Below are 25,621 nucleotides of genomic sequence, written 5' to 3' on the forward strand. Positions count from 1 at the left end.
TTGTAGGATTCTGTGAAGACAATTGTTTATTTCGCGGCGATCTCTGTTAAATAAGGGCAACTGAGACCACCCAGAGAGTACGATGTCCAAAACGGAAGGCAGTGTTGAACGGGCCTATGAGGCGCTGCGCAAAATGGCGATTAGTTTCGAATTCAAACCGGGCGAACGGCTGAATGAAACAGCGCTGACAAAACGGCTGGACGTCAGTCGGACGCCGCTGCGCGAAGCGCTTAACCGACTGGTATCCGAAGGTTTTTTGACATTTGAGCTTGGCAAGGGTTTCTTTTGCAGACCGCTGAGCCCCGATAAGGTGTTAGAGCTATACCAGCTGAGATGCGCGCTTGAGACCGAGGCGTTGATCCGCGCAATCGAATCCGCCGCAGAACAGGACATCGACTCGGTTGTGGCCTATCTCGACGAAGTGGAAAATTCCTATTCAACATGTCGTGATTTGGATGAGTTGCTGCGGATGGACGAGGAGTTTCACATCAAACTGGCCTCCCTTTCCGGAAATCAGGAACTGATAAGACTGCTGTTCAATGTTAATGAGCGCATTCGCTACGTCAGGTTTATCAACCTCCGCCTGCTGCAAAGTCGACGTGACAAAGCTGATACTGATCAGGCCTCGATGTCAGCACACCGGGTCATTTTGGACGCCGTCAAAGCGCGGGACAAGGATCGAGCAGTGGCGGCCTTACGCGGCCACATTGAACGGCGCAGCGAACAGACTGTCGAATTGGTCCGTGTCGCCTATTCCCAGCTTTACGTACCGGGTATTTAAACCGGCCTTGGTCTCGGACGGTGTTGCAGTTCCAAAAGGAGTCACCTCAGGAATTGCGCCCGGCCAGACCAAGCAACGGATCATCGAGTTCGCTCGGAAAGCGATCCGGTACCAACGCCTGGTGGAACCATCGAACGAAACTGTAGATTGAAAACACCGGCAGTCCCGTCAACCTGCGAACGTCGGCGGCGTAAGGTGTCATGTTGGTGCATTCCAGAATAATGGCGCCAATTCCTTCGTGCTGTGTCATCAGTTGCCGCGCAGCATCCAGCATATCCTCACGACAGGCTGTAAAGTCGATTTCGGGCGCATCGCCCAGAATATCGCGGGTAAAGACGCGCCCGCCCTCTGTCCCGACGATCGGCGTATCCAGTGGAACATTCGCTGCCTCCAGATGCTCCAGAGTCAGAGTTTCTTTCGAAATGGTCAGAATACCGGGCCGCTTGCCCGGTGGCAGCATGGCTTGCACCATCGGGGTTTGCATCAGGGATGAGGTTGCAACAGGAACAGGGACCGCTTTGGCGAGTTGATCCTGCACGATGGAAAGAAACCCGCAATTTGTGGTGATGCCGTCGCAACCACTTGCGACCAGGTCCTGCGCGGCGTCGATGAAAGCATCGACAAGTTCGCGCGCATCGTTGCGCACGACGCGATCCGGCGTCGCGCTGCGCACGATGCGGTATTGTACGGGAAAGGGCCATGTCGTGGCGTTGCCGATATCTCCGGGAATTCTCGGAAATTGAGTTTCAAGCATGAGGATGCCAAGATTGGCGCCATAAACGGTTTTGCCGCCGTGACAGTTGTGCATTGAGGCCCTGCCTTCTTCATCGAAGATTTGTAGACATTTCTGTATACAGTTCTGAACGGAGTCAATCTGAAATCGGCTGCCCTATCGGCCACAGTGAAAAAGTGCGGTCAGTCGCGTGTTTTGCCTGTCTCCTTGAGGGCCTGTGCCAGAGCGCTCATTTCCTTGTAAATCGACCCAGCGACCGGGTGCCACGCGCTGACGTCGCGGCCTTGTTGGGTCACGACATGTTCATCACCTCTGGACGCAGGCCCCGTCAACGCCTTTTGCGGACCGAATGACATCACATTGTCGGCCGCACCCTGCAGCAACGACTGATTGAGTTGTTCCGCGATGTGGTCTGGCACCCCGGCTTGAGCCCAAGCCTCGCGTGCAACTGATTGCAGGACAACCGTGAAGTTATTCGCGAAAACGGCGGCTGCATGGAAGAGACTTTTCTCTGCCGACTGGATGTCAAAGCACCGGGCGCCCAGATGCTCAAAAACAGGGCGGACAAACGCCTTGGCGTCTTCGTCACCCTCCAATCCGCAAAGAGCACCCTTGAACTGCTCCCTGGCGGTCGCCGGATCAGCAAAGGACATTGCGGGGTGAACACTTGCCAGCCGCCACTGCAAGTCTTGCAGAGGAGCCATTTCCGACGCGGGGAAAAAACCACTGCAATGAATGACGACTGCGCCACCTTCCTCCCTTCCTTGTCGCGCTCTGGCGAGGTCAGCGGCGACAGTCCGGATTTGACCGTCGGGCACTGCCAGAATCCATAGATCCGCGCTTTCAAGCTCGTGAAACCCCGAGACTACCTGCCCCGACCCCGCCAATTGCACTGCTTCATTTGCTGATCTGGCGCTTGAGCTCAGAACTGATTGAATTTCACAATTCGGATCGTCGCTCATCAAACTGATCAGCGTTTTTCCGACGCGTCCGGCGCCAATGAGGTTTACTTTGATCCGAGACATTGCGCGGGGCTCCCATTCGGATGGCTCGATTGAAAGAATGCACTAATGGCTGGCCCAGCTTACGTCACTTTGTGCCATCCCGCTCGGCTACAAACGCATTTGCCCAACAACCCGGTCCGGTTATGTCAGATGAGCTGTCGCTTCGATCTCGACCAGAGCTTCATCCTCAACCAAGCCTGCAACGATAATCATCGACATGGCCGGGAAGTGCCTTCCAAATACTTCCCGATACGCCGCACCTACTTCGGCTTGACGGGCGAGGTACTCACTTTTGTCAGTCACAAACCAGGTCAACCGGGTTACGTCAGAAACCTGCCCTCCTGCTTCTTCGACAATGGCCGCGATGTTCATAAGGGCCTGCTTCATCTGTTCGATGAATCCACCTGGCACGAAGTTCTTGTTGGCATCCCAACCGATCTGGCCGCCGATATGCAGGGTTCCGTCTTTGGTCAGGATACCGTTGGCATACCCTTTGGCGGGCAACCAACCGCTTGGATGAATTGTTTGATGACTCATGACGCTTGGTCCTTGAATTCGGTTAACTTGGTACGGAGTGTTTCCGGCCACGCCGTAGAACGACCGTTTGCGCCGACATGCACAAGCGTGGCTGTCGTGGCAAAGCGCAACTCACTTCCGCAATGTGCGGTCAGTTTGTATTCAACTGAGCTTCGGCCGATCCTAGTAACAACAAGTCGCAGAAACAGGTGATCGCCGTGTCTGCTGGGCGCGGTAAACCGAGTCTCGATCTGCGCCGTGGGCACTCCACCGCTCTGATGCATTTCTTCAAAGGGCGCGTTCAGCACTTCGTCAAAAAACGCTTCGACGCAATCGTTCATCATCTCGAAATATCGGGGATAAAAAACGATCCCGGCCGGGTCGCAGTGTTTGAACAACACTTTCTGTTGAAACTCGAAAGCCATCAAACCCCCACGTATCTTTCGGAAATCTCGGGTGTCAGATCCGCCATGAGACCCGACCAGACAGTTTTGCCGCGCTCCAGAATAACGGCCTTGTCCGAAACGGATGCGAGTTCTTTCAGAGATTTGTCGACCAGCAGAATGGCAACGCTGGTTTCCTGTTTTAGCCGGCGCAGGGCCGCCCAGATTTCTTGCCGTATGATCGGCGCAAGACCTTCAGTCGCTTCGTCCAGAATTATCAAGCGTGGATTGGTCATCAGCGCTCGACCGATCGCCAGCATCTGCTGTTCCCCACCCGACAGAGACGCCGCCCGTTGCCCCTCTCGCTCACCCAGTCTCGGGAACAGCTCCGTCACTTTGGTCATGGTCCAGTCGCCAGGGCGCGCGGCAGCAATCAGGTTTTCGCGCACGGTCAGGTCGGCGAAACAGCGGCGTCCTTCGGGAACGAGGCCAACACCTTTGCGGGCAACCTTGTGACTGGGAAGATCGTGCAGATTCAATCCATCCAGCGTCAGTGTCCCTTCGGACCTGATCATCTGGCAGATCGCTTTGACGGTGGTTGTTTTGCCCATTCCGTTGCGCCCCATCAACGCAGTCACTTCCCCTTCGGTCATGGACAGATCGACACCAAACAATGCCTGACTGACGCCGTATGTGGCTGTGAGGTTCCGGACGGTCAGAAAGCTCATGCCTCGTCCCCCAGATAGGCTTCGCGCACCTCACGGCTGCTGCGGATCTCATCCGCTGTCCCGGTGGCTATGACCTTGCCATAAACCAGCACACTGATCCGATCCGCCAACGCAAAGACCGCATCCATGTCGTGCTCGACCAGCAGGATCGGAGCTTCCGCACGCAACCCATCCAGAAAGCCCGTCAGCCGTTTGGAGCCTTCCGCCCCCAGTCCCGCCATCGGTTCATCCATGATGAAAGCACGCGGCGAAAGCGTCAGGGCAACGGCGACTTCCAACTGTCGTCGTTGCCCGTGGCTGAGATTGGCGCAGCGTGTATCGCGTTCATCTGCAAGGCCAACGCGTTCCAGTGCGGCTTCGGCTCTTTCGCGTAGGGCACAGGTCTTCAGCGCACCACGCCAGAACCGCCAGGCTGCGGCTTCGGCACCCATGGCACCAAGCACCGCGTTTTCCAGAACGGTATCTTCCATGCAAAGGTCAGAAATCTGGAATGTGCGTCCCAACCCGGCACGCGCGCGCGCCTGGGTCGTTGTGTTGGACACGTCCTGCCCACACAGCGTAACACGGCCGGAATCCGGCCTGAGGCCACCACATATCTGTTTGATCAGCGTGGATTTTCCAGCTCCGTTCGGCCCGATAATCGCGTGGATTTCCTGTGGCTTCAGGTCAATCGACACGTCGATCGTTGCCTTGAGCGCACCGAAGCTTTTGTTCAGGCCATGAGTTGCAAGGATCGGTTCAGACATGCGCGCCCTCCTTGCCAGTCAACAAACCCGTCACGCCGCCGCGACCAAACAGGACGATGCACAGAAGGATAATGCCCAGGTAAACATGCCAGAACTCTGTCAGCTCACCCAGAAAATGCTCGAGTGCGACAAACACACAGGCACCAATCACCGGCCCCATCAGGCGACCGACCCCGCCGATTATGATCAGAACGATCAGTTCGCCGGATAATTGCCAACTGAACATCGTGGGTGACACAAATCGGTTCAGGTCGGCAAATAATGCTCCGGCGAGCCCGGTGATCGCGCCCGAGATGATAAAGGCCACTAACTTCAGGCGCATCGGGTTCAGTCCAACGGTCTCGACCCGCGCGTTGGTTTGACGGGCCGCGTTCAAAGCCAGACCGAAAGGTGACGTCTGAAGCCGCGCAAAAAGGAAAAGCACAATGCACAGCAGGGCGAAGCAGATGCCGAAGAACTGGATCGGAACCAGCGTGTTCAATCCCGGAAAGCTGTTGCGGACATAGATTGAAAGCCCGTCTTCGCCGCCATATTGCGCCCATGAGATCGCGAAGTAAAAGAACATCTGACCAAAGGCGAGCGTGATCATGATGAAGTACACGCCGGACGTTCGCAGCGACAGCAGGCCGATGAAGAATGCAACAATCGCCGACAGTATCATCGCAACAAGCCAGATGACCGGCATTGAATTGGTGCCATCAGTCTCAAAGAGCCCAAGATCCAGCGCCGTGTAGGTCTGCGCATGATAGGCAAGGATGCCCATCGCATAACCGCCTATCCCAAAGAAAACGGCGTGCCCAAAGCTGACCATTCCGCCAATGCCCAGTATGAGATTCAATCCAACCGCCGCCAATGCAAGGATCACCGCACGGGTCACCAGCGTGATTGTGAATGGCTCGTCCATAACCAGCGCCCAAAGCGGCAGCGCAAGAAGACCCAGCAGCACGACGGTGTTGATATGTCGTTCATCTAGCCTCATGCGCGCGCTCCGAACAAGCCGGTGGGACGCCAGATCAGGACCAATCCCATCAGGATGTAGATTCCCATGGATGCGATGGCCGCGCCGCTTTTCTGGGCCGCGCCTGTGTCCATGAACAGTTTGAACAGTTCGGGCAGGAACACACCGCCCAGCGTGTCGGTCAACCCGACCAGAAGCGCCCCGATGAACGCCCCCCGGATCGAGCCGATGCCGCCAATAACAATGACGACAAAGGCCAGGATCAGCACCGGCTCACCCATGCCGACCTGAACCGATTGAATTGCGCCGACCAGCGCCCCTGCCAAACCGGCAAGCGCGGCGCCGAGAGCAAAAACAAGTGTATAGAGTTTGGAGATATCGACACCCAATGCGGCGATCATCTCGCGATCATTTTCGCCCGCGCGTATCTGAATCCCAATTCGGGTACGTTCGATAAGCAGCCAAAGCCCGCCCGCAACCGCCATCCCGATCAGGATAAGGGTCAGGCGATACAGCGGGTATTCGATCCCGCCGGGCAAAGTCACGGGGCCGGACAGGGCCTCTGGTATGTTCAGAAACAGGGGAAAGGATCCAAATACCCAACGCGTGCCCTCTGAAAAGATCAGGATCAGGGCAAAGGTTGCAAGAACCTGATCCAGATGCGCGGCATCATAGAGCCGCCGAATGACCACCATTTCGATGATCGCGCCTGCCAGTGCGGCAGCCGCAAGCGCCGCAACAAGCCCCAGAAAGAAAGAGCCTGTCGCACCTGCTACAGCCGCCGCAGCAAATGCCCCGACCATGTAAAGCGAGCCATGGGCCAGGTTGATCAGCCCCATGACACCGAAGATCAGCGTCAGGCCGGCAGCCATCAAAAAGAGCATAACGCCGAATTGCAGTCCGTTGAGGATCTGCTCGATAATCAGGATCGAGGACATGAAAACTCCGGGTAGCTGCCTGCCTACGTGGTCGAAGGCAGGCAGTGATCGATCACATTTTGCAGTCAGCCGCGTAGGCGTCCGAATGACCTTCCAACGCCGTGCCGATGATCTTGTTGGTGAAGACGTCGCCTTCCTTGATCACTTCACGCGCATAGATCGTCTGCACCGGGTGGTGGTTCGGACCGAAGGCGAAATCCCCGCGCGTACTGTTGAAATCAGCGGCCCTCAGCGCCTCGCGGAAGGCGTCGGCATCCGACGGATCGGCTTTCTCAAGCGCCGACAACAGCAGGTTTGCGGTGTCGAACCCCTGGCTCGCATAAAGCGAAGGCAGGCGACCGTATTCGCCCTGGAAGCTTTCGACAAAAGCCGCGTTGGTCGGGTTGTCGATGTCCTTGTTCCACTGCGAGGTGTTCACAACGCCAAGTGCTGCATCACCTACCGCCTGCAGGATGCCCTGATCGAAACTGAAAGCAGGCCCAACGACCGGAAGGTCGATGCCGCTGTCAGCGTATTGCTTGAGGAACGAAATCCCCATGCCGCCGGGCAGGAAGAAGAACACGCTGTCCGCATCGCTCGCCCTGATCTGAGCGATTTCTGCCGCATAGTCGGTCTGACCCAGCTTGGTATAGACCTCGCCTGCCAGATCGCCCTTGAAAAACCGCTTGTAGCCGGTCAGCGCGTCAGTGCCGGCGGGGTAATTCGGTGCCATGATGAAGGTCTTCTTGTACCCTGCATCATTGGCATAGGCCCCTGCGGCCTCGTGCAGATTGTCGTTCTGCCACGCCACGTTGAAATAGTTCTGATGGCAGCCTTTACCCGCAAGTGGCGAAGGTCCGGCGTTGGGCGACAGGTAGAAGACATTCTGGTTGACCGCCGCCGGAACGACCGCCATCGCAAGGTTGGACCAGATGATCCCGGTCATCACATCAACGCGCTCGGACTGAATCATTTTGTCCGAAAGCTGAACGGCGATGTCCGGTTTGCGCTGGTCGTCTTCGATTACGACTTCGATGTCATCACGACCGGATTGTGCGATCGCCAGCATGAAACCATCACGAACGTCAATTCCAAGACCCGCGCCGCCACCGGACAACGTGGTGATCATCCCAACCTTGACCTCGGCCAATGCGCCTGTCGCGCAGAGGGCCGATGCCGCAGCGGCCAATAACAATTTATTCATGTGTTTCTCCCTTGTTGGTCTTTTCTATTTCATACAAGACTCGGGCGTTCTGCACACCCGTTCGAGACCCATTCTCGGACGAAATCTCAGGCACATCACCGCGCACCTCCGGAAGAGGTCCTCAGCTTGAATCGTTGCACTTTTCCGGTCGGTGTTTTGGGAAGGGTCTGGCAGAAGCGAACTGAACGGGGATACTTGTAAGGCGCAATGACGGATTTGACGTGGTCCTGAAGCGCCTTGACTGTCTCGTCCGACGCTTCGGCATTTTCAGTCAGAACCACATGCGCTTCGACGATGTTACCCCGCTTCTCATCCGGTGCTCCGATTACAGCACATTCAGCGACGGCCTCGTGCGATAAAAGGGCCGCTTCGACCTCCGGCCCGGCGATGTTGTATCCCGACGAAAGGATCATATCGTCATTCCGGGCCGCAAAATGGAAGCGACCATCGGCATCTTTGAAAAAACTGTCGCCGGTAATGTTCCATCCATCCGTCACATAATCCGCCTGACGTTCGTCGTTCAGGTAACGACAACCGGTGGGACCCCGCACGACCAGCCTGCCAACCTCATTTATCTCGGCCTCGGATCCATCGTCTCGCAATACTTTCGCCTCGTAGCCTGCGACAGGTTTTCCGGTGCAGGCGGGCCGATGATCATCGAACCTGTTCGATATGAAGATATGAAGCAGCTCGGTCGCACCAATACCGTCAAGCATCGGTTTGCCGGTCCGCTCGATCCAATCGTCGTAAATGGGCTTGGGCAAGGTTTCCCCGGCCGAAACCGCGGCGCGCAAGCTGGACAGATCAGCGCCCTCATCCATTGCCTGCAGCATCACGCGATAGGCAGTCGGCGCCGTAAAGCAGACCGTCGCCTTATACTTCTCGATTATCTCGATCATGCCCGGAGGCGATGCCTGTTCCAGCAATGTTGCAGTCGCGCCAAATCGCAAGGGAAACACGGCAAGCCCGCCAAGACCAAAGGTGAAGGCAAGGGGTGGAGATCCCACGAAGACATCCTCCGGCGTCACCCCCAGAACTTCGCGCGCGTAGCCGTCGGCGATGATCAACAGGTCACGGTGAAAATGCATCGTTGCCTTGGGTTCACCGGTCGAGCCCGAGGTGAACCCCAACAGAGCCACATCATCGCGTCCGGTCTGGACGCAATCGAATTTCACCGGTTTTTCAAGCGCCAGTCGATCAAGCTCGGCCTCGTGATTGGAAGTACCGTCAAAACCGATCACTCTGGTCAGAAATCGACTGTCCTTGGCGCAAAGGTCCATTTCTTCCATCAAGCGCGTATCGCAGAGGGCAAACTGGATTTCGGCCTTGTCGACATACTTGGTCAACTCACCCGCGCGCAGCATCGGCATGGTATTGACCACAACCGCACCAACCTTTGTCGCCGCCAGCCAGCACGCAACCATGGCCGGGTTATTGGCGGACCGGATCAGCACGCGATTGCCGGGTTTGACCCCAAGATCTTCGACCAGCACATGGGCCAGACGGTTGGTCCAATCGGTAAGTTCTTTGTAGGTCCGTTGCCGTCCGTTGCCGATCAGTGCGGTGTTGTCGCCAAACCCTTTCCCGACCATTGCATCCGTCAGCTCATATCCAGCGTTAAGAAGTTCCGGATACTCGAACCCTTCAAGCAGGAAATCGGGCCATTGGTCGACCGGGGGCAGACTATCGCGCGCAAACGTATCGGTATGAGCTGACTGGCTAAGCACTACAAACCTCCCTGATGGGCCATCATGGCCTGTCGGGCGATGATGACCTTTTGCACATCCGACGCGCCCTCGTAGATGCGAAGGGCTCGGATTTCGCGATAGAGCGTTTCGACGGCGGTTCCGGACCGAACCCCGTCACCTCCAAAAAGCTGAACCGCTTTGTCGATGACCTTTTGCGCCTGATCGGTCGAAAACAGTTTGGCCATGGCCGCCTCTCGCGAAACGCGGGCTGCACCACTGTCCTTCGTCCATGCTGCGCGGTAAACCAGCAAGGCACTTGCATCGATATCCAGCGCCATTTCGGCGATGTGGCCCTGCACCATTTGCAGATCGAACAACGGCGCGCCCTGGACGTGCCGATCAGCAACACGCGACAAGGCCTCATCCATTGCGCGACGCGCAAAGCCGAGGGCGGCAGCCGCGACCGTGGAGCGGAATACGTCCAACACCGACATGGCAATCTTGAACCCAGCCCCGGGCGCCCCAATCATGGCCGATGCCGGTACGCGGACTTCATCAAAGCGCAGCGTCGCAAGTGGATGAGGCGCAATGGTATCGAGCCGCTCGGCCACTTCGAAACCCGGCAGATCAGGTGTCACTACAAACGCCGAAAGCCCCTTTGCGCCAGGTGCTTCGCCGGTGCGGGCAAAGAGTGTGTAGACATCGGCAATACCGCCGTTTGAAATCCAGGTCTTTTCGCCACTCAGGACAAACTGGTCGCCATCGCGGGTCGCTGTCATGGTCGAGTTTGCCACATCCGACCCCGATTGGGGCTCGGTCAGGGCAAATGCCGAAATCGCCTCACCGCTTCGCGTGAGAGGTAACCATGCGGATTTTTGCGCCTCTGATCCAAACAGGGAAAGCGCACCTGTGCCCAATCCCTGCATCGCAAATGAGAAATCGGCCAACCCATCATGGCGCGCCAAAATCTCGCGAGACAGGCACAGCGTGCGCACATCCAAAGCACCGGATTCGTTTGCTGTTGGTTGCAAGATACCTGCGGCGCCCAGTTCCTTAACCAGCACACGGCACGCCGCGTCGGTGTCCGAGTGATCAATCGCGATCCCCTGCGCCACCTCTTCGACCCGTCTGGCCCAGTCACGGTGACGGTCTTCAAAAAATGGCCACGAAAGAAAGATTTGATCCGCCATCAGTCGCCCTCGAACACCGGCTTTTCTTTGGCGACGAAGGCGTTGTAGGCCCGTTCAAAGTCGCCGGTCTGCATGCAGATGGCCTGTGCCTGCGCCTCGGCCTCGATCGCCTGTTCGATCGACATGGACCATTCCTGCGCAAGCATGGTTTTGGTCATCATGTGCGCGAAATTTGGACCCGCAGCGATGCGGCGCGCCATTTTTTGCGCCTCGGCATCCAACTGAATGGCTTCGACCACCAGGTTATAAAATCCCCAGGCGGAACCCTCTTCCGCACTCATGGATCTGCCGGTGTAAAGCAGCTCGGCCGCGCGCCCCTGTCCGATGATACGAGGCAGGATGGCGCAGGCTCCCATATCGCACCCTGCAAGCCCGACGCGGGTAAAGAGGAACGCACATTTGGCCTCGGGCGTCGCGATGCGCAGGTCCGAGGCCATTGCGATGATCGCCCCTGCCCCGACGCAGACACCATCCACTGCCGCAATAACCGGTTTACCGCAGTTCACGATCGCCTTGACCAGATCCCCGGTCATTCGCGTGAACGCCAATAGGTCTTTCATATTCATGCGCGTCAAAGGGCCGATAATATCGTGCACGTCCCCGCCCGAACTGAAATTTCCACCGTTTGAGGCAAACACCACAGCGTCTACGTCATCTGCATAGACCAGATCCCGAAACCAGTCGCGAAGCTCTGCGTAACTGTCGAAGGTCAGAGGGTTCTTGCGATCCGGCCGGTCCAGCCTGACGGTTGCCACGCGGTCGCTGATCTCGCACCGGAAATGTTTGACGTCACTTCGCATCGGAAACCTCTGGCAAGCTGAATTCTGTGGTAATCGCGCGGGCTTCTTCCGCAGAGAAATGACCCAACAACTTGTTGATCCACGCCTCATGGGCTGCTGCCTGACGCGCGAATTCCTCGCGTCCTTTTTGGGTCAACAAGACGCGATGCGCGCGCCTGTCGCCCGGCACGGCCATCCGAACCAGTAGTCCGTCATCCGCAAGGCGATCCACGATCCCGGTGACATTGCCATTCGATACCCGCAACACACCCGAGATTTCACTCATCTTCAATCCGTCTTCAAAGCGGGATAATGCCGCCATGACATCAAATCTGGGCAGGGTCGTTTTGAACTGATCGCGAAAATTCTCGCGCAACGTCGCCTCGATGAACCGCGTGGTCTTGAGCAACCGCAGCCACAAGCGCAGCCTTTCCTTCGAAGCATCCTCCAGCGGCATCTGAGCAAGATTCTGGCTCATATCTCGCCTCCTGAAATGCTGAGCGTGTGCCCGTTTACGGATTTTGCGGCATCTGAGCACAACCACATCACAGCACTTGTCACTTCGCCCGGTTGAATAAAGCGACGCTGAGGGTTGCCCTGATGCAGCGTTGCTGCTGCCTGATCCGGGTTCATTCCCGTTTTCTCGACAATAGTATTGATCGAACGTTCCAGCATGGGCGTTTCTATGAATCCCGGGCAGACGGCATTGACCGTCACACCTGTTTTGGCCAACTCAATTGCAAGTGATCGGGTAAGTCCAACCACCCCATGTTTTGCGGCGCAATAGCCGGATACGTATTGGTAGCCCTTCAATCCTGCCGTCGATGCGACAGCAACCAGCCGCCCGTTGCCCGCATCCAGCATGTCCGGCAGCGCGGCCTGCCAAACATTGAAGACACCAATCAGGTTGACCTCAATCATCACGCGCAGGTCGTCCGACGTCATTTTATGAAACGGAGTCGTCGTTGCTGCCCCTGCATTTGCGATCACGGCGGTGATAGGTCCCCGGTCCGCGCGCGCCGTTTCAAACGCAGATTTCACTTGCCCCGCATCCGTCACGTCGCAGACCTCGTAGGGTAATGACTGGGTCCTTAGCGTTGCCTCGGTCCGACCCAGTATCGTGACGGCCGATCCGTTCTTGTCAAAGCTTTGCGCGATGTCTGCCCCAACACCGGTTCCCCCGCCAGAGATCACAACATGGCTCATACCTTGCCCACCATTTCTGCTTCGCGATCCGCAAGGCGCCAGGCCTGATCACGACCAGCCTCGTAGGGTTTGGGCCACGCTTCCTGCCGATCGCCAAGCGCCGTGGCCGCATGTAATGTCCAATAGGGATCACTCAGATGTGGGCGTGCCAGACAAACCAGATCCGCTCGACCCGCCATAAGGATCGAATTCACGTGGTCCGGCTCGTAGATATTGCCGACTGCCATCGTTTTGATGCCGCGCTCATTGCGGATGCGATCCGAGAAGGGCGTCTGGAACATGCGGCCATAAACAGGTTTGGCCAGCGTCGACGTTTGACCCGCTGAAACATCAATGATGTCCGCACCGGCAGCCTCGAACATCGTCGCAATTTCGACGGCGTCTTCTGCGGTCACTCCATCATCGCCAGCCCAATCGCTGGCCGAAATGCGCACTGACATCGGTTTTTCCTTGGGCCAGACGGCACGCATTGCGGCGAAAACCTCCAAAGGATAGCGCATACGGTTTTCCAGGCTGCCTCCGTATTCGTCATCGCGCCGGTTCGAAAGCGGCGAGATGAAGGACGAGATCAGATAGCCGTGGGCCGCGTGCAGCTCGATCATGTCAAATCCTGCGCGATCGGCCATTTCAGCCGCTGCTGCAAACTCGGCCGTCACAGCATCCATATCACTGCGGTCCATGGCCTTGGGCACAGCGTTTTTGTCCGTCCATGGGATCGCGGAGGCCGACAACAACGGCCAATTGCCCGAGTTCAGTGGCTGGTCCATCCCTTCCCATCCAACTCGGGTTGATCCCTTGCGACCCGCATGACCAATCTGACAACAGATTTTTGCATCCGTTTCCGAATGCACAAACGTCGTCAGCCGTTGCCACGCGGCTTCATGATCCGGAGCGTAAAGCCCAGGACAACCCGGCGTAATTCGCCCGTCCGCCGAGACACAGGTCATTTCAGTATAGATCAGGCCGGCACCACCTTTGGCTCGTTCGCCATAGTGGATCAGATGCCAGTCGGTCGGACAGCCATCGACCGCCTTGTATTGAGCCATGGGTGAAACAACGATCCGGTTCTTCAGCCGCATGTCTCGCAGGTGGAACGGTGCAAACATCGGTGCGCGGGCAGGACCGTTCACACGTTCCCCTGCCTGTTCCATAAACCAGGCCTCGGCGCTTCCCAGCCAGTTGGCATCCCGTTCGCGCAAATTTTCGTGGCTGATCCGCTGCGACCGAGTCAACATTGAGTAGTTCAATTGAACCGGATCGAGATCGAGGTAACGCTCTACATCCTCGAACCACTCCAAAGAGTTCCGGGCCGCCGATTGCAAGCGCAGAACCTCCAGACGGCGTTCATCCTCGTACCGGGAAAACGCCGCTTCGAGCGTGTCCTCCCCAACAATATATTCGGCCAGTGCAATGGCACTTTCCATCGCAAGCTTGCTGCCTGAGCCGATTGAAAAATGCGCGGTCGCCGCCGCATCGCCGAGAAGAACCACGTTCTTGTGACTCCACTTTTCACACAACACACGCGGGAACCTGAGCCAAGCAGAGCCGCGAATGTGGTTGGCATTGGTCATCAGATTGTGACCACCCAGATGTTCCTTAAAAATCTCCTCGCAAACGGCAATCGACTCCTGCTGGCTCATGTCGCCAAAGCCATAGGCGTCAAAAGTCTCTTGCGTGCACTCCACGATGAAGGTCGCCGTGTCCGGATCGAACTGATAGGCATGCGCCCAAACCCAACCCTTGTCTGTGTTTTCAAAGATAAAGGTAAACGCATCATCAAATTTCTGATGCGTTCCCAGCCACACGAACTGGCACAAACGTTGATCGATATCGGGCTTGAAGACGTCGGCAAATTCCATCCGCGTCTTCGAATTCAGGCCATCGGCACCGATAACAACATCGAAGTCATCCATGTACACTGAAGTCGCCTCGACTTCGGTCTCAAAACGCATGTCCACGCCCAACTGACGCGCCCGCTCCTGCAGGATCAACAGCAACTTCCTGCGTCCGATGCCACAGAATCCATGTCCGCTCGATACGGTTCGCCGACCTTTGTGGACAAGCGCCACATCATCCCAATACGCAAAGTTGTTGCGGATGGTTTCAGCGCTGACGGGATCGTTCCGCCGAAGGTTGTCCAGCGTTTCGTCCGACAGGACCACACCCCAGCCAAACGTGTCATCAGCGCGGTTGCGCTCGAACACAACGACCTCTGCCTCAGGATCGCGAAGCTTCATCGAAATCCCAAAATAGAGACCGGCCGGGCCACCACCGAGACATGCAATGCGCATTGCTGGCGTTCTCCTATCAGTGTCGCTGACAGGAACGGTAGACCGAGTCGATTAACGCTTCAAGTTAAAATATTTTGCACTTGAAGTTTCTGGCCTCGATCAGCGGTGCCATCTCTTCATCAAGAAGACCTACTATCACGTCGGTCACTGGCGCCCGGAGAGAAAAACTGTCGGCATGATTTGGGGGTAACGCAGGCAAGCACGTTCCATTCGGAGTATCGAGCCTTTAGCTAGCACAAGTCTCACGGCAAAAACTGCCGAACAGGTCACAAATCGCTCAACCAGTATCGGAACAAATTTGAGGCGATTTCGTCACTAAGTGCCATTCTGGTTTAATTATTGCACCAGAACTCGCCGACGACTCTGGCGTCGAGCTCTCCAATGGCGAAAGCATAGAAGCTCTCACCGCGGCGCACTTTCTATTGAATGTTTTTCACAACGTATAACTCGGAATTCGCTTCGGTCTCCCGAATACTGAATTTGCTGTTAGTAAAACTCCAACTCAAAAAGCAACGCAGAAGCAAAATCCGAGCTGCAGGTCTATTGCATTGAAGCTGGACGTCTTTTTGAAATATATATTTAATATCCATTATCTCATTAAACTTGGCCGCACGAAAACCTTTCAGTCAAATTTTTCGGCTGAAGAAAACTGTGAGATAGCGCATCGTGACGCCGGTTGGAGCATGAGCCATCAACTTCCTCAGATCCGTGGACCGTTACGGTGCGGCTGCCAAAGCAAAGGCTGGACAGTTGCGGCGAATGTCAGGTTTGATCAGCTACTCCGAAATATCTTCGATCTCAGATGAAGGGCGGCTTGGTCCGTGCTGGACTCGCTGGGTTGCGCGATTTACCGGCGGGCAGTAGGTTTGGTTGAGACGACTGTTCATTTTTTCATATCTCAGTTTGGAGCTTTATGATGAACGCGCGCACCCCCCCTCTACTCCGTCCCCGGCCTGCTCGAATGGTTTCGACGGCACCAATCTTCTTTCGACGGACCGCGTTGAATACTCTGTGTTCGCTCGGATTGCTTTCTATCCTGAGTGGCAGCTTACAAGCCGACGAACTTCCCGCGACAGAGGACTTGGTAGATACGATTTGGGTAACCGAAAGTGGATATTCTTATGTCGCGGTAACAACCGACGGGGTCGTTGAGTCATTTTCAGGTGCTGATTTTTATGTTGAATTTCTGGAGGTAAAAAATGGGGTACTGGTGGCAAGGGTTCGGTGGATCAGCCCGGAAGAGCACCTGAGTGAATTTCAACATTTGCTATTCGTTCCTGACGGCGCCGGCGGGTTCTCATTCCAGACCGCAGGAGCGCTAAACGTGGTTGGTGGCGCAGCAAATGGCAAATTACGCACTGTGGACGATGACACAGCCTTGTTCACAAGCTTTAACCTGGAAAACGATCGGGCCGGATCGATCAACACAACCTTGACCAAGGTCGACATGGTTCCACCGAAGTTCGAGGCTGAAAAATAGCGGACTGGTGGCCTTCTGCCGCTTCCGGCATCGCACGTTTCCGCCAAGGGTTATGCGCTGTGAAATGGTCCGAAGCCTTCTGCGCCAAGTAACCCATGATCTATGCTACCAGGTGGCCTGTCTGAACTTCCAAAGATGGGTGCAGAAGGGTTAAAAAAAACAGTCTAGGAATTGTTGTCTGTGGAACGGTCTGAGATGGTGTTGAAAATCTGGGTCAACTGTCCTTCGGAGAAAATTGCCGATGAAATTGCCGATCGACTTCTTGAGCAACGTCTGATTTCTGCGGCTAATCGATATGCGGCAATCAACAGCCGCTATGTGTGGAAAGGAAACATTGAAACAGCTCGGGAGATCCCTCTCTTGCTAAAAACCCGAAAAGACCTTTTTGAGGATGTCGCCGACGCGGTCCGAAACATTCATCCATACGATGCGCCCAGTATCCTCGCGATTGAGGTGGCACAGGTCAACGAGGAGTACCTCTCATGGATGGTCGAAAGCACCCGCACTAGCGAGAATTAGCTTTGGAAATCGAAGACAACAAAGCGCCAAGTGCGAATGTGGAACTGCGGAGCAGACATATTTAGCGCTACAGCGACTCGCGACCGTATACACTCCAAAATTCAAGACCTGACGGAGCCGTGACACAAAAAATCGCAGGTTCAAGAATCCGTTATTACACAAGATCCAGCGTTGGACTTCGCTGTGCCAAAGTTTCCGCAACATCAAGCAATGCACTCTCAAACATAGTCAAAGAGTGAGGTTTTGAATCGGAAACGGGGTAGAGAAGGCCAAACGTCATCCAGCGTTCAGGTGTCACCGGAACGAGGGTAAGCTTAGTTGGCTTTGACTGAGCGGCGACCAATTCATCTGCGATTGTCACACCGGCGCCTTCAGCCACCAGCGAGCAGGCAAGCTGAGATGCGGCGACTTCGCAAGTTTGCCTCGGTGTCACACCTGCTGAACGGAAGATGTCATCCAGTTGGTCGCGCAACAATAGCCCGTGCATAAGGCGAATGACGGTTTCCTGTGCCAATTCACCGGCTGTAAGCTGCGTTCTGGATGAAAGTGGGTGATCCGAAGGTAAAACGGCTTGTGCCCTTACCCTCAACAAAGGTTTGGTGACAATGCCGGGATGATCGACCGGCAACGCACCAATTCCGATATCATACTCCCTGCCGGCCAACCACTTTCCTGCTTCTCGCCTCGCGCGGACATCGAGACTGATATTGGTGTCAGGGTTATCCTTCATGAACCGCGCCACGGCCGGGGCAGACAGGGATTGCGCAATCCTGGGCATGGTCACGATACGGAGCGTTTCCGTCCGACCAGCCTTGATTTCTGCGGCAATACGGGGAACTTCATCAAGATTGTCGAGAATCCTGCCTGCCTCTTTATAAAAGGCCAATCCCTCGGGCGTTGGTGTCAGGTTGCGCCCACTGCGATCAAAGAGTGTCAGCTTGAGTTCCGCCTCAAGCCCCGAAATCAAACGACTGACTGCGGGTTGGCTGAGGTGAAGTATTTCCGATGCGGCGACCAGCGAGCCTTCGGATAACGTGGCGCGAAACGCACGGAGGGCTTTTATGTTCATTTTCCGTTGCTTTCAAATTTTGCAAGAGTAGATAACACCTTTGCATTTTTTACAATTGAAGAATTGACGTAGATTGAACCCAAGTGAAATTGGGAGGTAATTTATGAAACGCAGAACTCTACTTGGTGCCGCAATCGCTGCCATCGCAGTCACCGCAGCGGCCACAACAAGCCTTGCGGCGGACTGGCCGAAACGCCCGATCAATCTGGTTGTTCCATACAAAGCCGGCGGAGGCACTGACGCCTACGCCCGCGCCATTTCGGCAGCTGCTGAGGGCGTGCTGGATGTGCCGGTGGTCGTTGTTAACAAACCCGGATCGGGAGGGCTGAACGGCGCCAATGCTGTCGTTGGTGCGCGCCCCGATGGCTACACGATGATGATGACGTCCGGCGGGTCGTTTCTGTTGTCAACCATGACGCGTGACACAGACATCGATGCACTGGAAAGCTTTGATTTCGTTGCTCAGGTCGGGCAATTGCAAACGTCGTTAATGGTTCCGGTAAGCAGCCCGTTCCAGACTGTTCAGGATGTGATCGACGCGGCAAAGGCGAACCCCGGTGAACTGCGGTGGGCACATTCGGGTCGCGGTGGTTTCCATCACGTGGGCGGCAAGGGCTTCTTGGCCAGCAACGGGATCGAGGCACAGGATGTTCCGTTCAAGGGGGGTGGGCCAACCCGTGCCGCTCTGATCGGTGAGCAGGCCGATTTTGGCTTCCTCGGCGTTCAGCAGCTTGCGGGATTCGAAGAGCAATTGCGCGCACTGGCCGTCAACAGTCAGGACCGCGACGGTATCATGACAGATGTCCCTTCGTTCGGCGAGTTGGGCATTCCATTTGCCGCCGTTTCTTCGCCGGTTATCGTGTTTGCCCCAAAGGATACGCCGACCGAGGTGATTGCGGCGATGGAAACCGCGCTGGAGCAGATCGCCGCCAAGCCCGAGTTTGCCGAGCTTCTCGCCTCACGCGGGACCGGGCCGGTCTATCAGAATGGTGCAGATGCCAAAACGACGCTCTCCGCCATGAAAGAGGACGCCACTCCCTTGGTCCAAAGTCTGACCAACTAATGTCCTCGGGGCCGGGCGGGTCGTGACCCACCGGCCTTTTTCCACCCACAGAAGCTCGCGAGGAAAGTCATGCGTTCCTATGCAGAAGGTTTGGTGCTTGCTCTTATTTCGATTGTTGCCATTTGGGGTGCGTGGCAGGTGCCAGCTGCGTCTCCGGGGGATACCTGGGCCGGGATCGTGCCGTTCTCTGCGTCGATCGCCCTGCTGTTCCTGTCGGGCCTGATGCTTGCAGGAGCCGCCCGTCAAACCGCAGGGTCCACTGGCCATGAGCAGGATGACGGAGCAACACTGCAGATCATCGGCCTGTTCATTACCGCCCTGATCTATCAGCAGTCCTTCCGCTGGTTTGGCTACCTGCTGCCGACGGCTATTGTTGCGCCGATCGCCCTATACTTCTTCGGAGTGCGCAACTGGATCGGGCTGAGCTTGTCAGTTGTCCTCTGCCCGCTGGTCTTCCACCTCATCTTTTTTGTCCTTCTTGGCGTGTTCCCGCCCTATGGCGAGGTCTTCGATCTGCTTAGCTGGATTCAGGGGTAAAACATCATGGAAATATTTCCCGCCCTTCTTTCGGTGATCACCGACCCCACGCTGCTCTTTGCAATCGTCCTGGCTGCAGTCGTGGGTATGGCTGTCGGCGCAACACCCGGTCTGACGGCCTCGGCAGCGATTGCGATGTTGTTGCCCATCACCTTTTACATGTCGCCAATTTTTGCGCTCGCTTTCCTCTATGTGATCGGAAAATCCGGACGTTATGGCGGTTCGATCGCGGCCATTCTGTTCAACACCCCGGGCACGGCGGCAAGTGCCGCGACACAGATCGACGGCTACCCTCTTGCGCGAGTTGGCAAGGCCGGAAAGGCAATGAAAGTGGCGACCATCTCGTCCATCATAGGTGACCTGATGGGCGATATCCTTTTGGTCATCGGCGTTGGTTTCATCGCGGCCATCGCCCTCAAATTAGGACCGCCCGAAACCTTTGCCATCTACTTCGCTGCCTTTGTCGTCATCGGATCGGTCATCGGAAATTCCATCGTCAAAGGTCTGGCGTCCGCGCTGATGGGGATTCTGATCGCCATGGTCGGCCTCGACCCGATCTCCAGCGAAGAGCGCTACACTTTCGGTTCATTCGAATTGTCCAACGGCATAGGCCTGGTGCCACTGATGATCGGCGTGTTCGTTCTTGGCGAGGTATTCGCCCAGCTGGAATCGCGGCGCAAAGCGACCGGAGAGACCGAAGAAAATGAAAGCACCAAAGACGGCAATACGCTGACCTGGGAAGAATACAAACCCTGCCTGCCGCACGCGGTCCGCGGTGGATTCATCGGTGCGGGTATCGGCGTGCTGCCCGGGCTGGGATCGGCCATCGCGGCGTTCATCTCGTACGGTGAAGGCAAGCGGCGCGCCAAATACCCCGAGATGTGGGGCAAAGGCGCATTGGAAGGCGTCGCCGCGCCCGAGGCTGCCAACAACGCTGTCTCCGGCCCGTCGATGGCGCCGTTGCTGACTCTGGGCATTCCAGGTTCGACCATCGGGGCGATCCTGCTGGGCGTTTTCCTGATCCATGGCATTCAGGTTGGTCCGACCCTGTTCCTGACGGATAAAGAGCTGGTCTACAAACTCTTCGCCTGTGGCATGCTGGGCATCCTTGCCTACGGCCTGATCGGTTACTTCGGCGCTACACAGGTCGCGCGCCTGATCTTGAAGATCCCGACCAACGTTCTGTATCCGCTGATCTTCCTGACCGCCTTCGTCGCAGCCTATTCCGCGCGCGGGTCGATGTTCGATGTGACAGTAATGACATTTGCAGGATTTGCCGGTTGGCTGATGCGGAAATACGACTTCAACGTCGCAGCCTTCGTGATCTCCTTCGTTCTTGCCAAAGGCGCCGAAGAAACCTTCCGCCAATCCCTGCTGATGTCCGAAGGTGGAGCGATGATCTTTGTGGAACGTCCAATTGCCCTTGCATTCATCATCGTCGGCTTTGCAGCTATGGCGTTCCGAATCCGAGGCATCGTCAAAGAACGCCGTATCGCGCGCGGAGGGTTGGAAGATGCTTGACTATGGTATCTACCGGGATTGCTTTTCCAGCGCAGACATGCGTTCGATCTGGTCCGAGCAGGCAACAATTTCTGCGTGGCTCAAAGTCGAACAGACGCTTGCCGAGCATCAGGCAATCGCCGGCCTGATCCCGGCCGAAGCGGCTGTGGCGATCAAGGCTTTGTCCGTTTGCGACTTGAACCGCTTCGAATTGCAGAACGAGATGAATCTCGTGGGTCGTCCTATCGTTGGTTTGACAAAACAGCTTCGCAAGCTCGTTCCGGACCACGCGGATCATGTCCATTTTCGCGCGACCACGCAGGATGTCATGGACACCGCAATGGTTCTTCAAATGAAGTTGGGGCTTGAGCATATCCACGCGTCCCTTAGCGTCGTAATTGCTGCCATCGACCAACATATTTCCTGCCATCCGAACACAATGATGATGGGCCGCACCAACGGACAGCATGCCGTTCCCATGCACCTAGCGACGAAACTAAAAGTCTGGCGATCTGAACTGGACCGTCGGTCACAAGCTTTGGAAGACGCGGCAAAAAGGGGCCTAAACGTTCAGATTGGAGGACCGGTCGGAGACCTGCGCGAATATGAAAATGGATCCGGCCAGCGGGTAAAACAGGGCGTTGCGGCTTCGCTTGGACTGAATATTGTCGAGCCGCATTGGCAAAATGCCCGCGACGGTGTGGTTGACATTGTCGCAGCCCTCGGTGCCCTATGTGGGACACTTTGCAAAATCGCACACAACATCAATCAGCTGTCATCGTCCGACATCGGCGAATTCTCCGAGGCGCATGAAACCGGCAGGGGAGTGTCCTCGGCCATGGCCCACAAACGAAATCAGCGGGCGTCGGAATTCGGCGAGGCCGTTGCCCGCTTGGGACGCCAGCGCGCCGAACAAATTGGTGAATTGACGATGCATGAGCACGAACGGTCTGGGGGTGTTTGGATTTGTGAGTGGATTGTAGTGCCAGAGACTTTTCTTCTGACCTCGGGTGCCTTGCACTGGTCAATTCAGATGTTCAAATCGTTGGTCATCGATGAAGAGGCTTTAAAGAGATCCATTGGGAACAAAGTTCCGGATGACAAAAATATACGTCACTGATGTGATTGCGGTACCTGAGTTCGGCTTCAAGGTAGGCTACCAGACGCCCCGCACTTTTTCACTTGGAAAACTGCGGCATCGCCTTTTTCGGAGTTCATTCAAAGAGCCACAAGTGCGGTTACATTTTCGCATCAGGCGATTTGCCGACAGTCGCCAAGGGATACCGGTTCGATCATTTCCGCTGTTTCCGGATAACGACTGATCTGTACGGTCGAACGGAGACATTGGGCCCTATGCGAACACTACCGCAAAGCGGACAGAAAAGTTTTGGTTCAAGGCAGGCATTGAGACCGATACACATTGGGCTAAGTCTAGCGCATTGGATAGAGCAGTTGGGTGCAAAGGTCTCGCTTGACCCAGTGTGGAGAAAAAAATGTCGACCCTAAGGAAGTCTCGCCGCAGTTTGCTTGCTGGAGTTGCGGGCCTGGTTGGAAGTAGCGCCCTTGCGGGCAGCGCTGTTACCGTCCTAACTCCTGCAGCCGCAGAAGGGCCCTTCTATCCCAATCCTTCCATGCGGATGCCCGATATCGATAATGACCTTGTCAAAATCGATGTATTGGTTGAGGAGGCTGGCGGCGAAATCTTCATCCTGCGCGGCAAACTCTCGGACCGAAACGGAAGGCCACTTGCCGGACACCGCATCGAGATCTGGCAGTGCGACATGAACGGCAAGTATCTGCATCCAGGTGATAGACGAAACGTCCAATATGATCGCGCATTTCAAGGGTTTGGTCATGACATAACGGACGAGTTCGGAAGATACGTGTTTCGCACGATAAAGCCAGAGCTCTACCCGGGGCGCGCACCGCACATTCATGTAAAAGTACTTGAAGGTAAGCGCGAGTTGCTGACCACCCAGTTCTATATCAAAAATAATCCAAACAATGCGCGCGACGGATTGTTCAATCGCATGTCAGACGCTGAAGTCGATATGGTTTCGATGGATTTCATCAAAGGTGAAGCTGGGCCAGAAGCAATTATTGACATTGTCATTTGAACACGAGCTTCTAACAATAAAATCCCGGATACTTCATTTCAGCATAAGATTTCAAGAAACACGGGGCTACCAGTGCTGTGCTGCTCAGCTTAATGCTCAATTGGAACACCCAAGAGTCTCGCTGGCGCGGTTTTCTCGAATCCAACTGGCTGCGAACAAACTTCGCACAGTTACTTTTCGAAACGTCGCAGATATCGTAGCGAATAGATGTCTGAAAACAACAAAGGCGCCCTTGAGCGCCTTGTTTTATTGGTCGGAGTGAGAGGATTCGAACCTCCGACCCCTGCCTCCCGAAGACAGTGCTCTACCAGGCTGAGCTACACTCCGACCGTAGCGGGTGATCTATACTTGGCGACATGGATGTGCAAGAGCGAAAAAGAGAGTGGCGTTTGAGTCGGCTAATGCAGTGATTATCGCAGCCACTTATCTCAATGTCATGGACTTGAACTGTATCCATTTGGTGAACGATTACCGAACAGCGTCAGAATTTCACACATTGTTTGGCTTACCGTTAACCGGGCTTGGTCATGGGTCAGCGTACAGTATGGCATTCCCGATGTGGGTATTACGCTCCACTTAGAGTGCGTGGATCACTCGATCGTGGTTGCCCGCAACAAATATGGCAATCGAAACATGTTTCCATCCTATCTAAGTTTTTGGGGTGAAAATGGGGACCAGTGTGTTAGGTTTCTCGCTGTGTATTTAATGAGTTTTGACTTGGAGTGCCATTTTGCTGCGTCAGTTTTTTTCCGAGTTCTGGGCAGATCTTCCCACGATAGCTAGTAACCTCGGTCAGACAATTCGTGACTTTATGGCATGGCTGGTTGCGGTCAGGGTCGACATATTGATCGCCTTGGCAATCGGGATCGTCACTGCTGCTGTAACGTATTCGTTGGCCGAGCGCGTGCCCGACGCAGTTTATGACGTCGAGATGGACCTGTGGCTTTGGTTCAATGCAGACACCCTGAGAGTCAAGAGCACGATGATCAGCCTTGGAGGGGAACATTTCAGAACCCAGGTGCATCCGCTGGCGTCGATCATTATGTATCCGCCTACTAAAATCATGCTAATGGCCGGGGTCGAAGAACGTGACGCTTTAACTGCCTACTTGGTTGCCATCAATTTGATGTGGACAATGGCGCTTTATGCCGCGGTTCGCGGGTTGACGCTTCGGCGCACCGATGCGCTTGTATTTACGATTTTCGGAAACACGACTGCAAGCGCCATATTCTGGATGCCGATCGTCGAGGTGTATAGCACAGCGTCGCTCACGGTCTTGTTGACACTGGCATTGGGTACGCTGATCCCAAGCGGAAGGTTGCCCCAGTTCATGCAATCCGTGACAAGCGCGCTTTCACTTTCGATGACGACCACCAACTGGATGGCCGGATGGTTTGTCACAATGGCGGGAAACAACTATCGGCGGTTTCTGCGTATCACCTTTGACGCGTTGCTGATCGTCACGCTGGCTTTTGCCGTTCAGAAAATGCTGATCGCAAAGACCGTCTTTTTCGTTCCAAACGTCAGTTTGGAAATGACTTATATGTTCCATGATTATTCGCTCGGCATACCAGAGAAGTTGCGCGCATTCTTCCTTTATGCCTTTGCCGCGCCGTTTCCCGACTTCCAGGTCCACATAGAAAATGACGGCCTGATCGGACATTACCTGAGCTTTCAGGGCTCATCACTATGGGAAATGAGATGGACCGGTTTGATCGGTCTTGCTGCGGCAATTCCGTTGCTGGCTTGGGGTGTCTGGACCGCCTTGAGCGGTGCGAACCCCTCTCGCTTGGTCGGACAGGCCATATTGTCATTTGTTGCCCTGCAATGCCTATTTCACTCCGCTTGGGGTGATGAAACGTTTCTGTACTCGATGAACTATTTACCCGGGATCATCCTTCTTGTGGCGATGGGTGCACTAACCAAGGCCCGCAAATTGGTTTTGGCTGCCACGGTATTTGCAAGCGTATTTCTCGGCCTTAACAACTTCGCGGCGTTCGAGTCTTCGATGCAGGAAGTAGAAGCCTATGCTGCTGAAGAGGTAGAAAAATCGGCAAGCACATCAAGCACCCTGTTCGCACCGTTTGCGCAAGGCTCTTCTGTCGTGCCTCAAAAACACACAAGTGGCTGAATCAAGGAACCCTGTCATGAATAATCTGAAACCTGTAGCGGCCTGGCCAGTATTCGAGCTCCGCAACCTCTGCCAATGACG

Annotated in this window: 25 protein-coding genes and 1 tRNA gene; 9 read left to right on the top strand and 17 right to left on the bottom strand. The window is 55.5% G+C overall.

The window, feature by feature from the left end:
* Positions 1 to 82: 82 nt before the first annotated feature.
* On the top strand, positions 83 to 781 hold the full coding sequence (locus tag AC2TDJ_RS10395; RefSeq protein ID WP_480841890.1) for a GntR family transcriptional regulator: 699 nt from the start codon (positions 83 to 85) through the stop codon (positions 779 to 781).
* Positions 782 to 827: 46 nt separating this feature from the next.
* Here AC2TDJ_RS10395 and AC2TDJ_RS10400 read toward each other — a convergent pair whose 3' ends face one another.
* The 15 genes from AC2TDJ_RS10400 to AC2TDJ_RS10470 form a co-directional block, all read right to left on the bottom strand.
* Entirely contained in the window at positions 828 to 1,589 is a 762-nt protein-coding gene (locus AC2TDJ_RS10400) for an aspartate/glutamate racemase family protein (protein WP_480841892.1), read from the bottom strand.
* 107 nt (positions 1,590 to 1,696) lie between these two features.
* Positions 1,697 to 2,539: a Rossmann-like and DUF2520 domain-containing protein gene (locus AC2TDJ_RS10405; RefSeq protein ID WP_480841894.1), complete on the bottom strand. Its 843-nt coding sequence runs from the start codon at positions 2,537 to 2,539 to the stop codon at positions 1,697 to 1,699.
* 120 nt (positions 2,540 to 2,659) lie between these two features.
* Complete coding sequence (locus tag AC2TDJ_RS10410; RefSeq protein ID WP_480841896.1) at positions 2,660 to 3,055, bottom strand: RidA family protein; 396 nt, start codon at positions 3,053 to 3,055, stop codon at positions 2,660 to 2,662.
* Positions 3,052 to 3,459, bottom strand: coding sequence for an acyl-CoA thioesterase (locus AC2TDJ_RS10415; RefSeq protein ID WP_480841898.1), 408 nt, complete (start codon positions 3,457 to 3,459; stop codon positions 3,052 to 3,054). Before AC2TDJ_RS10415 ends, AC2TDJ_RS10410 begins: the two co-directional genes overlap by 4 nt.
* Entirely contained in the window at positions 3,459 to 4,145 is a 687-nt protein-coding gene (locus AC2TDJ_RS10420) for an ABC transporter ATP-binding protein (protein ID WP_480841900.1), read from the bottom strand. The genes AC2TDJ_RS10415 and AC2TDJ_RS10420 overlap by 1 nt, the downstream gene beginning before the upstream one ends.
* Positions 4,142 to 4,891: an ABC transporter ATP-binding protein gene (locus AC2TDJ_RS10425; RefSeq protein ID WP_480841902.1), complete on the bottom strand. Its 750-nt coding sequence runs from the start codon at positions 4,889 to 4,891 to the stop codon at positions 4,142 to 4,144. The genes AC2TDJ_RS10420 and AC2TDJ_RS10425 overlap by 4 nt, the downstream gene beginning before the upstream one ends.
* A complete protein-coding gene (locus AC2TDJ_RS10430; RefSeq protein ID WP_480841904.1) occupies positions 4,884 to 5,870 on the bottom strand; it encodes a branched-chain amino acid ABC transporter permease in 987 nt (328 codons plus the stop codon). The genes AC2TDJ_RS10425 and AC2TDJ_RS10430 overlap by 8 nt, the downstream gene beginning before the upstream one ends.
* Positions 5,867 to 6,787, bottom strand: a complete 921-nt coding sequence (locus AC2TDJ_RS10435) for a branched-chain amino acid ABC transporter permease (RefSeq protein WP_480841906.1) — start codon at positions 6,785 to 6,787, stop codon at positions 5,867 to 5,869. Before AC2TDJ_RS10435 ends, AC2TDJ_RS10430 begins: the two co-directional genes overlap by 4 nt.
* 52 nt (positions 6,788 to 6,839) lie before the next feature.
* Positions 6,840 to 7,970 (bottom strand): ABC transporter substrate-binding protein, encoded by a 1,131-nt coding sequence (locus AC2TDJ_RS10440; RefSeq protein ID WP_480841908.1) that lies wholly within the window; start codon positions 7,968 to 7,970, stop codon positions 6,840 to 6,842.
* Between the two features lie 95 nt (positions 7,971 to 8,065).
* Positions 8,066 to 9,697 carry an AMP-binding protein gene (locus tag AC2TDJ_RS10445; RefSeq protein ID WP_480841910.1) on the bottom strand — a complete coding sequence of 544 codons (1,632 nt, stop codon included), beginning with the start codon at positions 9,695 to 9,697 and terminating at the stop codon, positions 8,066 to 8,068.
* A complete protein-coding gene (locus AC2TDJ_RS10450; RefSeq protein ID WP_480841912.1) occupies positions 9,697 to 10,848 on the bottom strand; it encodes an acyl-CoA dehydrogenase family protein in 1,152 nt (383 codons plus the stop codon). Before AC2TDJ_RS10450 ends, AC2TDJ_RS10445 begins: the two co-directional genes overlap by 1 nt.
* Complete coding sequence (locus tag AC2TDJ_RS10455; protein ID WP_480841914.1) at positions 10,848 to 11,648, bottom strand: enoyl-CoA hydratase family protein; 801 nt, start codon at positions 11,646 to 11,648, stop codon at positions 10,848 to 10,850. Before AC2TDJ_RS10455 ends, AC2TDJ_RS10450 begins: the two co-directional genes overlap by 1 nt.
* Complete coding sequence (locus AC2TDJ_RS10460) at positions 11,638 to 12,105, bottom strand: MarR family winged helix-turn-helix transcriptional regulator (protein WP_480841916.1); 468 nt, start codon at positions 12,103 to 12,105, stop codon at positions 11,638 to 11,640. The genes AC2TDJ_RS10455 and AC2TDJ_RS10460 overlap by 11 nt, the downstream gene beginning before the upstream one ends.
* Complete coding sequence (locus AC2TDJ_RS10465) at positions 12,102 to 12,833, bottom strand: SDR family NAD(P)-dependent oxidoreductase (protein ID WP_480841918.1); 732 nt, start codon at positions 12,831 to 12,833, stop codon at positions 12,102 to 12,104. The genes AC2TDJ_RS10460 and AC2TDJ_RS10465 overlap by 4 nt, the downstream gene beginning before the upstream one ends.
* A complete protein-coding gene (locus AC2TDJ_RS10470; protein ID WP_480841920.1) occupies positions 12,830 to 15,124 on the bottom strand; it encodes a bifunctional salicylyl-CoA 5-hydroxylase/oxidoreductase in 2,295 nt (764 codons plus the stop codon). Before AC2TDJ_RS10470 ends, AC2TDJ_RS10465 begins: the two co-directional genes overlap by 4 nt.
* Before the next feature lie 1,024 nt (positions 15,125 to 16,148).
* Here AC2TDJ_RS10470 and AC2TDJ_RS10475 point away from each other — a divergent pair.
* Both AC2TDJ_RS10475 and cutA read left to right on the top strand, forming a co-directional pair.
* On the top strand, positions 16,149 to 16,604 hold the full coding sequence (locus tag AC2TDJ_RS10475) for a hypothetical protein (RefSeq protein ID WP_480841922.1): 456 nt from the start codon (positions 16,149 to 16,151) through the stop codon (positions 16,602 to 16,604).
* 195 nt (positions 16,605 to 16,799) lie between these two features.
* Positions 16,800 to 17,123, top strand: a complete 324-nt coding sequence (gene cutA / locus AC2TDJ_RS10480; RefSeq protein WP_480841924.1) for a divalent-cation tolerance protein CutA — start codon at positions 16,800 to 16,802, stop codon at positions 17,121 to 17,123.
* 154 nt (positions 17,124 to 17,277) lie between these two features.
* Here the strand turns inward: cutA and AC2TDJ_RS10485 are convergent, their stop codons facing one another.
* Positions 17,278 to 18,192, bottom strand: a complete 915-nt coding sequence (locus AC2TDJ_RS10485) for a LysR family transcriptional regulator (protein WP_480841926.1) — start codon at positions 18,190 to 18,192, stop codon at positions 17,278 to 17,280.
* A 103-nt stretch (positions 18,193 to 18,295) separates the two neighbouring features.
* Between AC2TDJ_RS10485 and AC2TDJ_RS10490 the strand changes: the two genes are divergently transcribed.
* The 5 genes from AC2TDJ_RS10490 to AC2TDJ_RS10510 all read left to right on the top strand — a co-directional run bounded on the left by AC2TDJ_RS10490 (position 18,296) and on the right by AC2TDJ_RS10510 (position 23,409).
* Positions 18,296 to 19,255 (top strand): tripartite tricarboxylate transporter substrate binding protein, encoded by a 960-nt coding sequence (locus AC2TDJ_RS10490; protein WP_480841928.1) that lies wholly within the window; start codon positions 18,296 to 18,298, stop codon positions 19,253 to 19,255.
* A gap of 69 nt (positions 19,256 to 19,324) precedes the next feature.
* The gene (locus AC2TDJ_RS10495) at positions 19,325 to 19,792 is read left to right on the top strand and encodes a tripartite tricarboxylate transporter TctB family protein (protein ID WP_480841931.1); all 468 of its coding nucleotides are present in this window, start codon (positions 19,325 to 19,327) and stop codon (positions 19,790 to 19,792) included.
* A 6-nt stretch (positions 19,793 to 19,798) separates the two neighbouring features.
* Positions 19,799 to 21,313 carry a tripartite tricarboxylate transporter permease gene (locus tag AC2TDJ_RS10500; protein ID WP_480841932.1) on the top strand — a complete coding sequence of 505 codons (1,515 nt, stop codon included), beginning with the start codon at positions 19,799 to 19,801 and terminating at the stop codon, positions 21,311 to 21,313.
* Positions 21,306 to 22,412 (top strand): lyase family protein, encoded by a 1,107-nt coding sequence (locus tag AC2TDJ_RS10505; RefSeq protein ID WP_480841933.1) that lies wholly within the window; start codon positions 21,306 to 21,308, stop codon positions 22,410 to 22,412. The genes AC2TDJ_RS10500 and AC2TDJ_RS10505 overlap by 8 nt, the downstream gene beginning before the upstream one ends.
* Before the next feature lie 373 nt (positions 22,413 to 22,785).
* Positions 22,786 to 23,409, top strand: a complete 624-nt coding sequence (locus tag AC2TDJ_RS10510; RefSeq protein WP_480841934.1) for a dioxygenase family protein — start codon at positions 22,786 to 22,788, stop codon at positions 23,407 to 23,409.
* 250 nt (positions 23,410 to 23,659) lie between these two features.
* Here AC2TDJ_RS10510 and AC2TDJ_RS10515 read toward each other — a convergent pair.
* Positions 23,660 to 23,736 (bottom strand) — tRNA-Pro (locus tag AC2TDJ_RS10515).
* A 604-nt stretch (positions 23,737 to 24,340) separates the two neighbouring features.
* On the opposite strand from AC2TDJ_RS10515, the gene AC2TDJ_RS10520 reads away from it, so the two are divergent.
* Positions 24,341 to 25,540: a hypothetical protein gene (locus AC2TDJ_RS10520; RefSeq protein ID WP_480841936.1), complete on the top strand. Its 1,200-nt coding sequence runs from the start codon at positions 24,341 to 24,343 to the stop codon at positions 25,538 to 25,540.
* The last annotated feature ends 81 nt before the right edge of the window (positions 25,541 to 25,621 follow it).

The organism is Ruegeria sp. HKCCD6647-2, assembly GCF_057221075.1.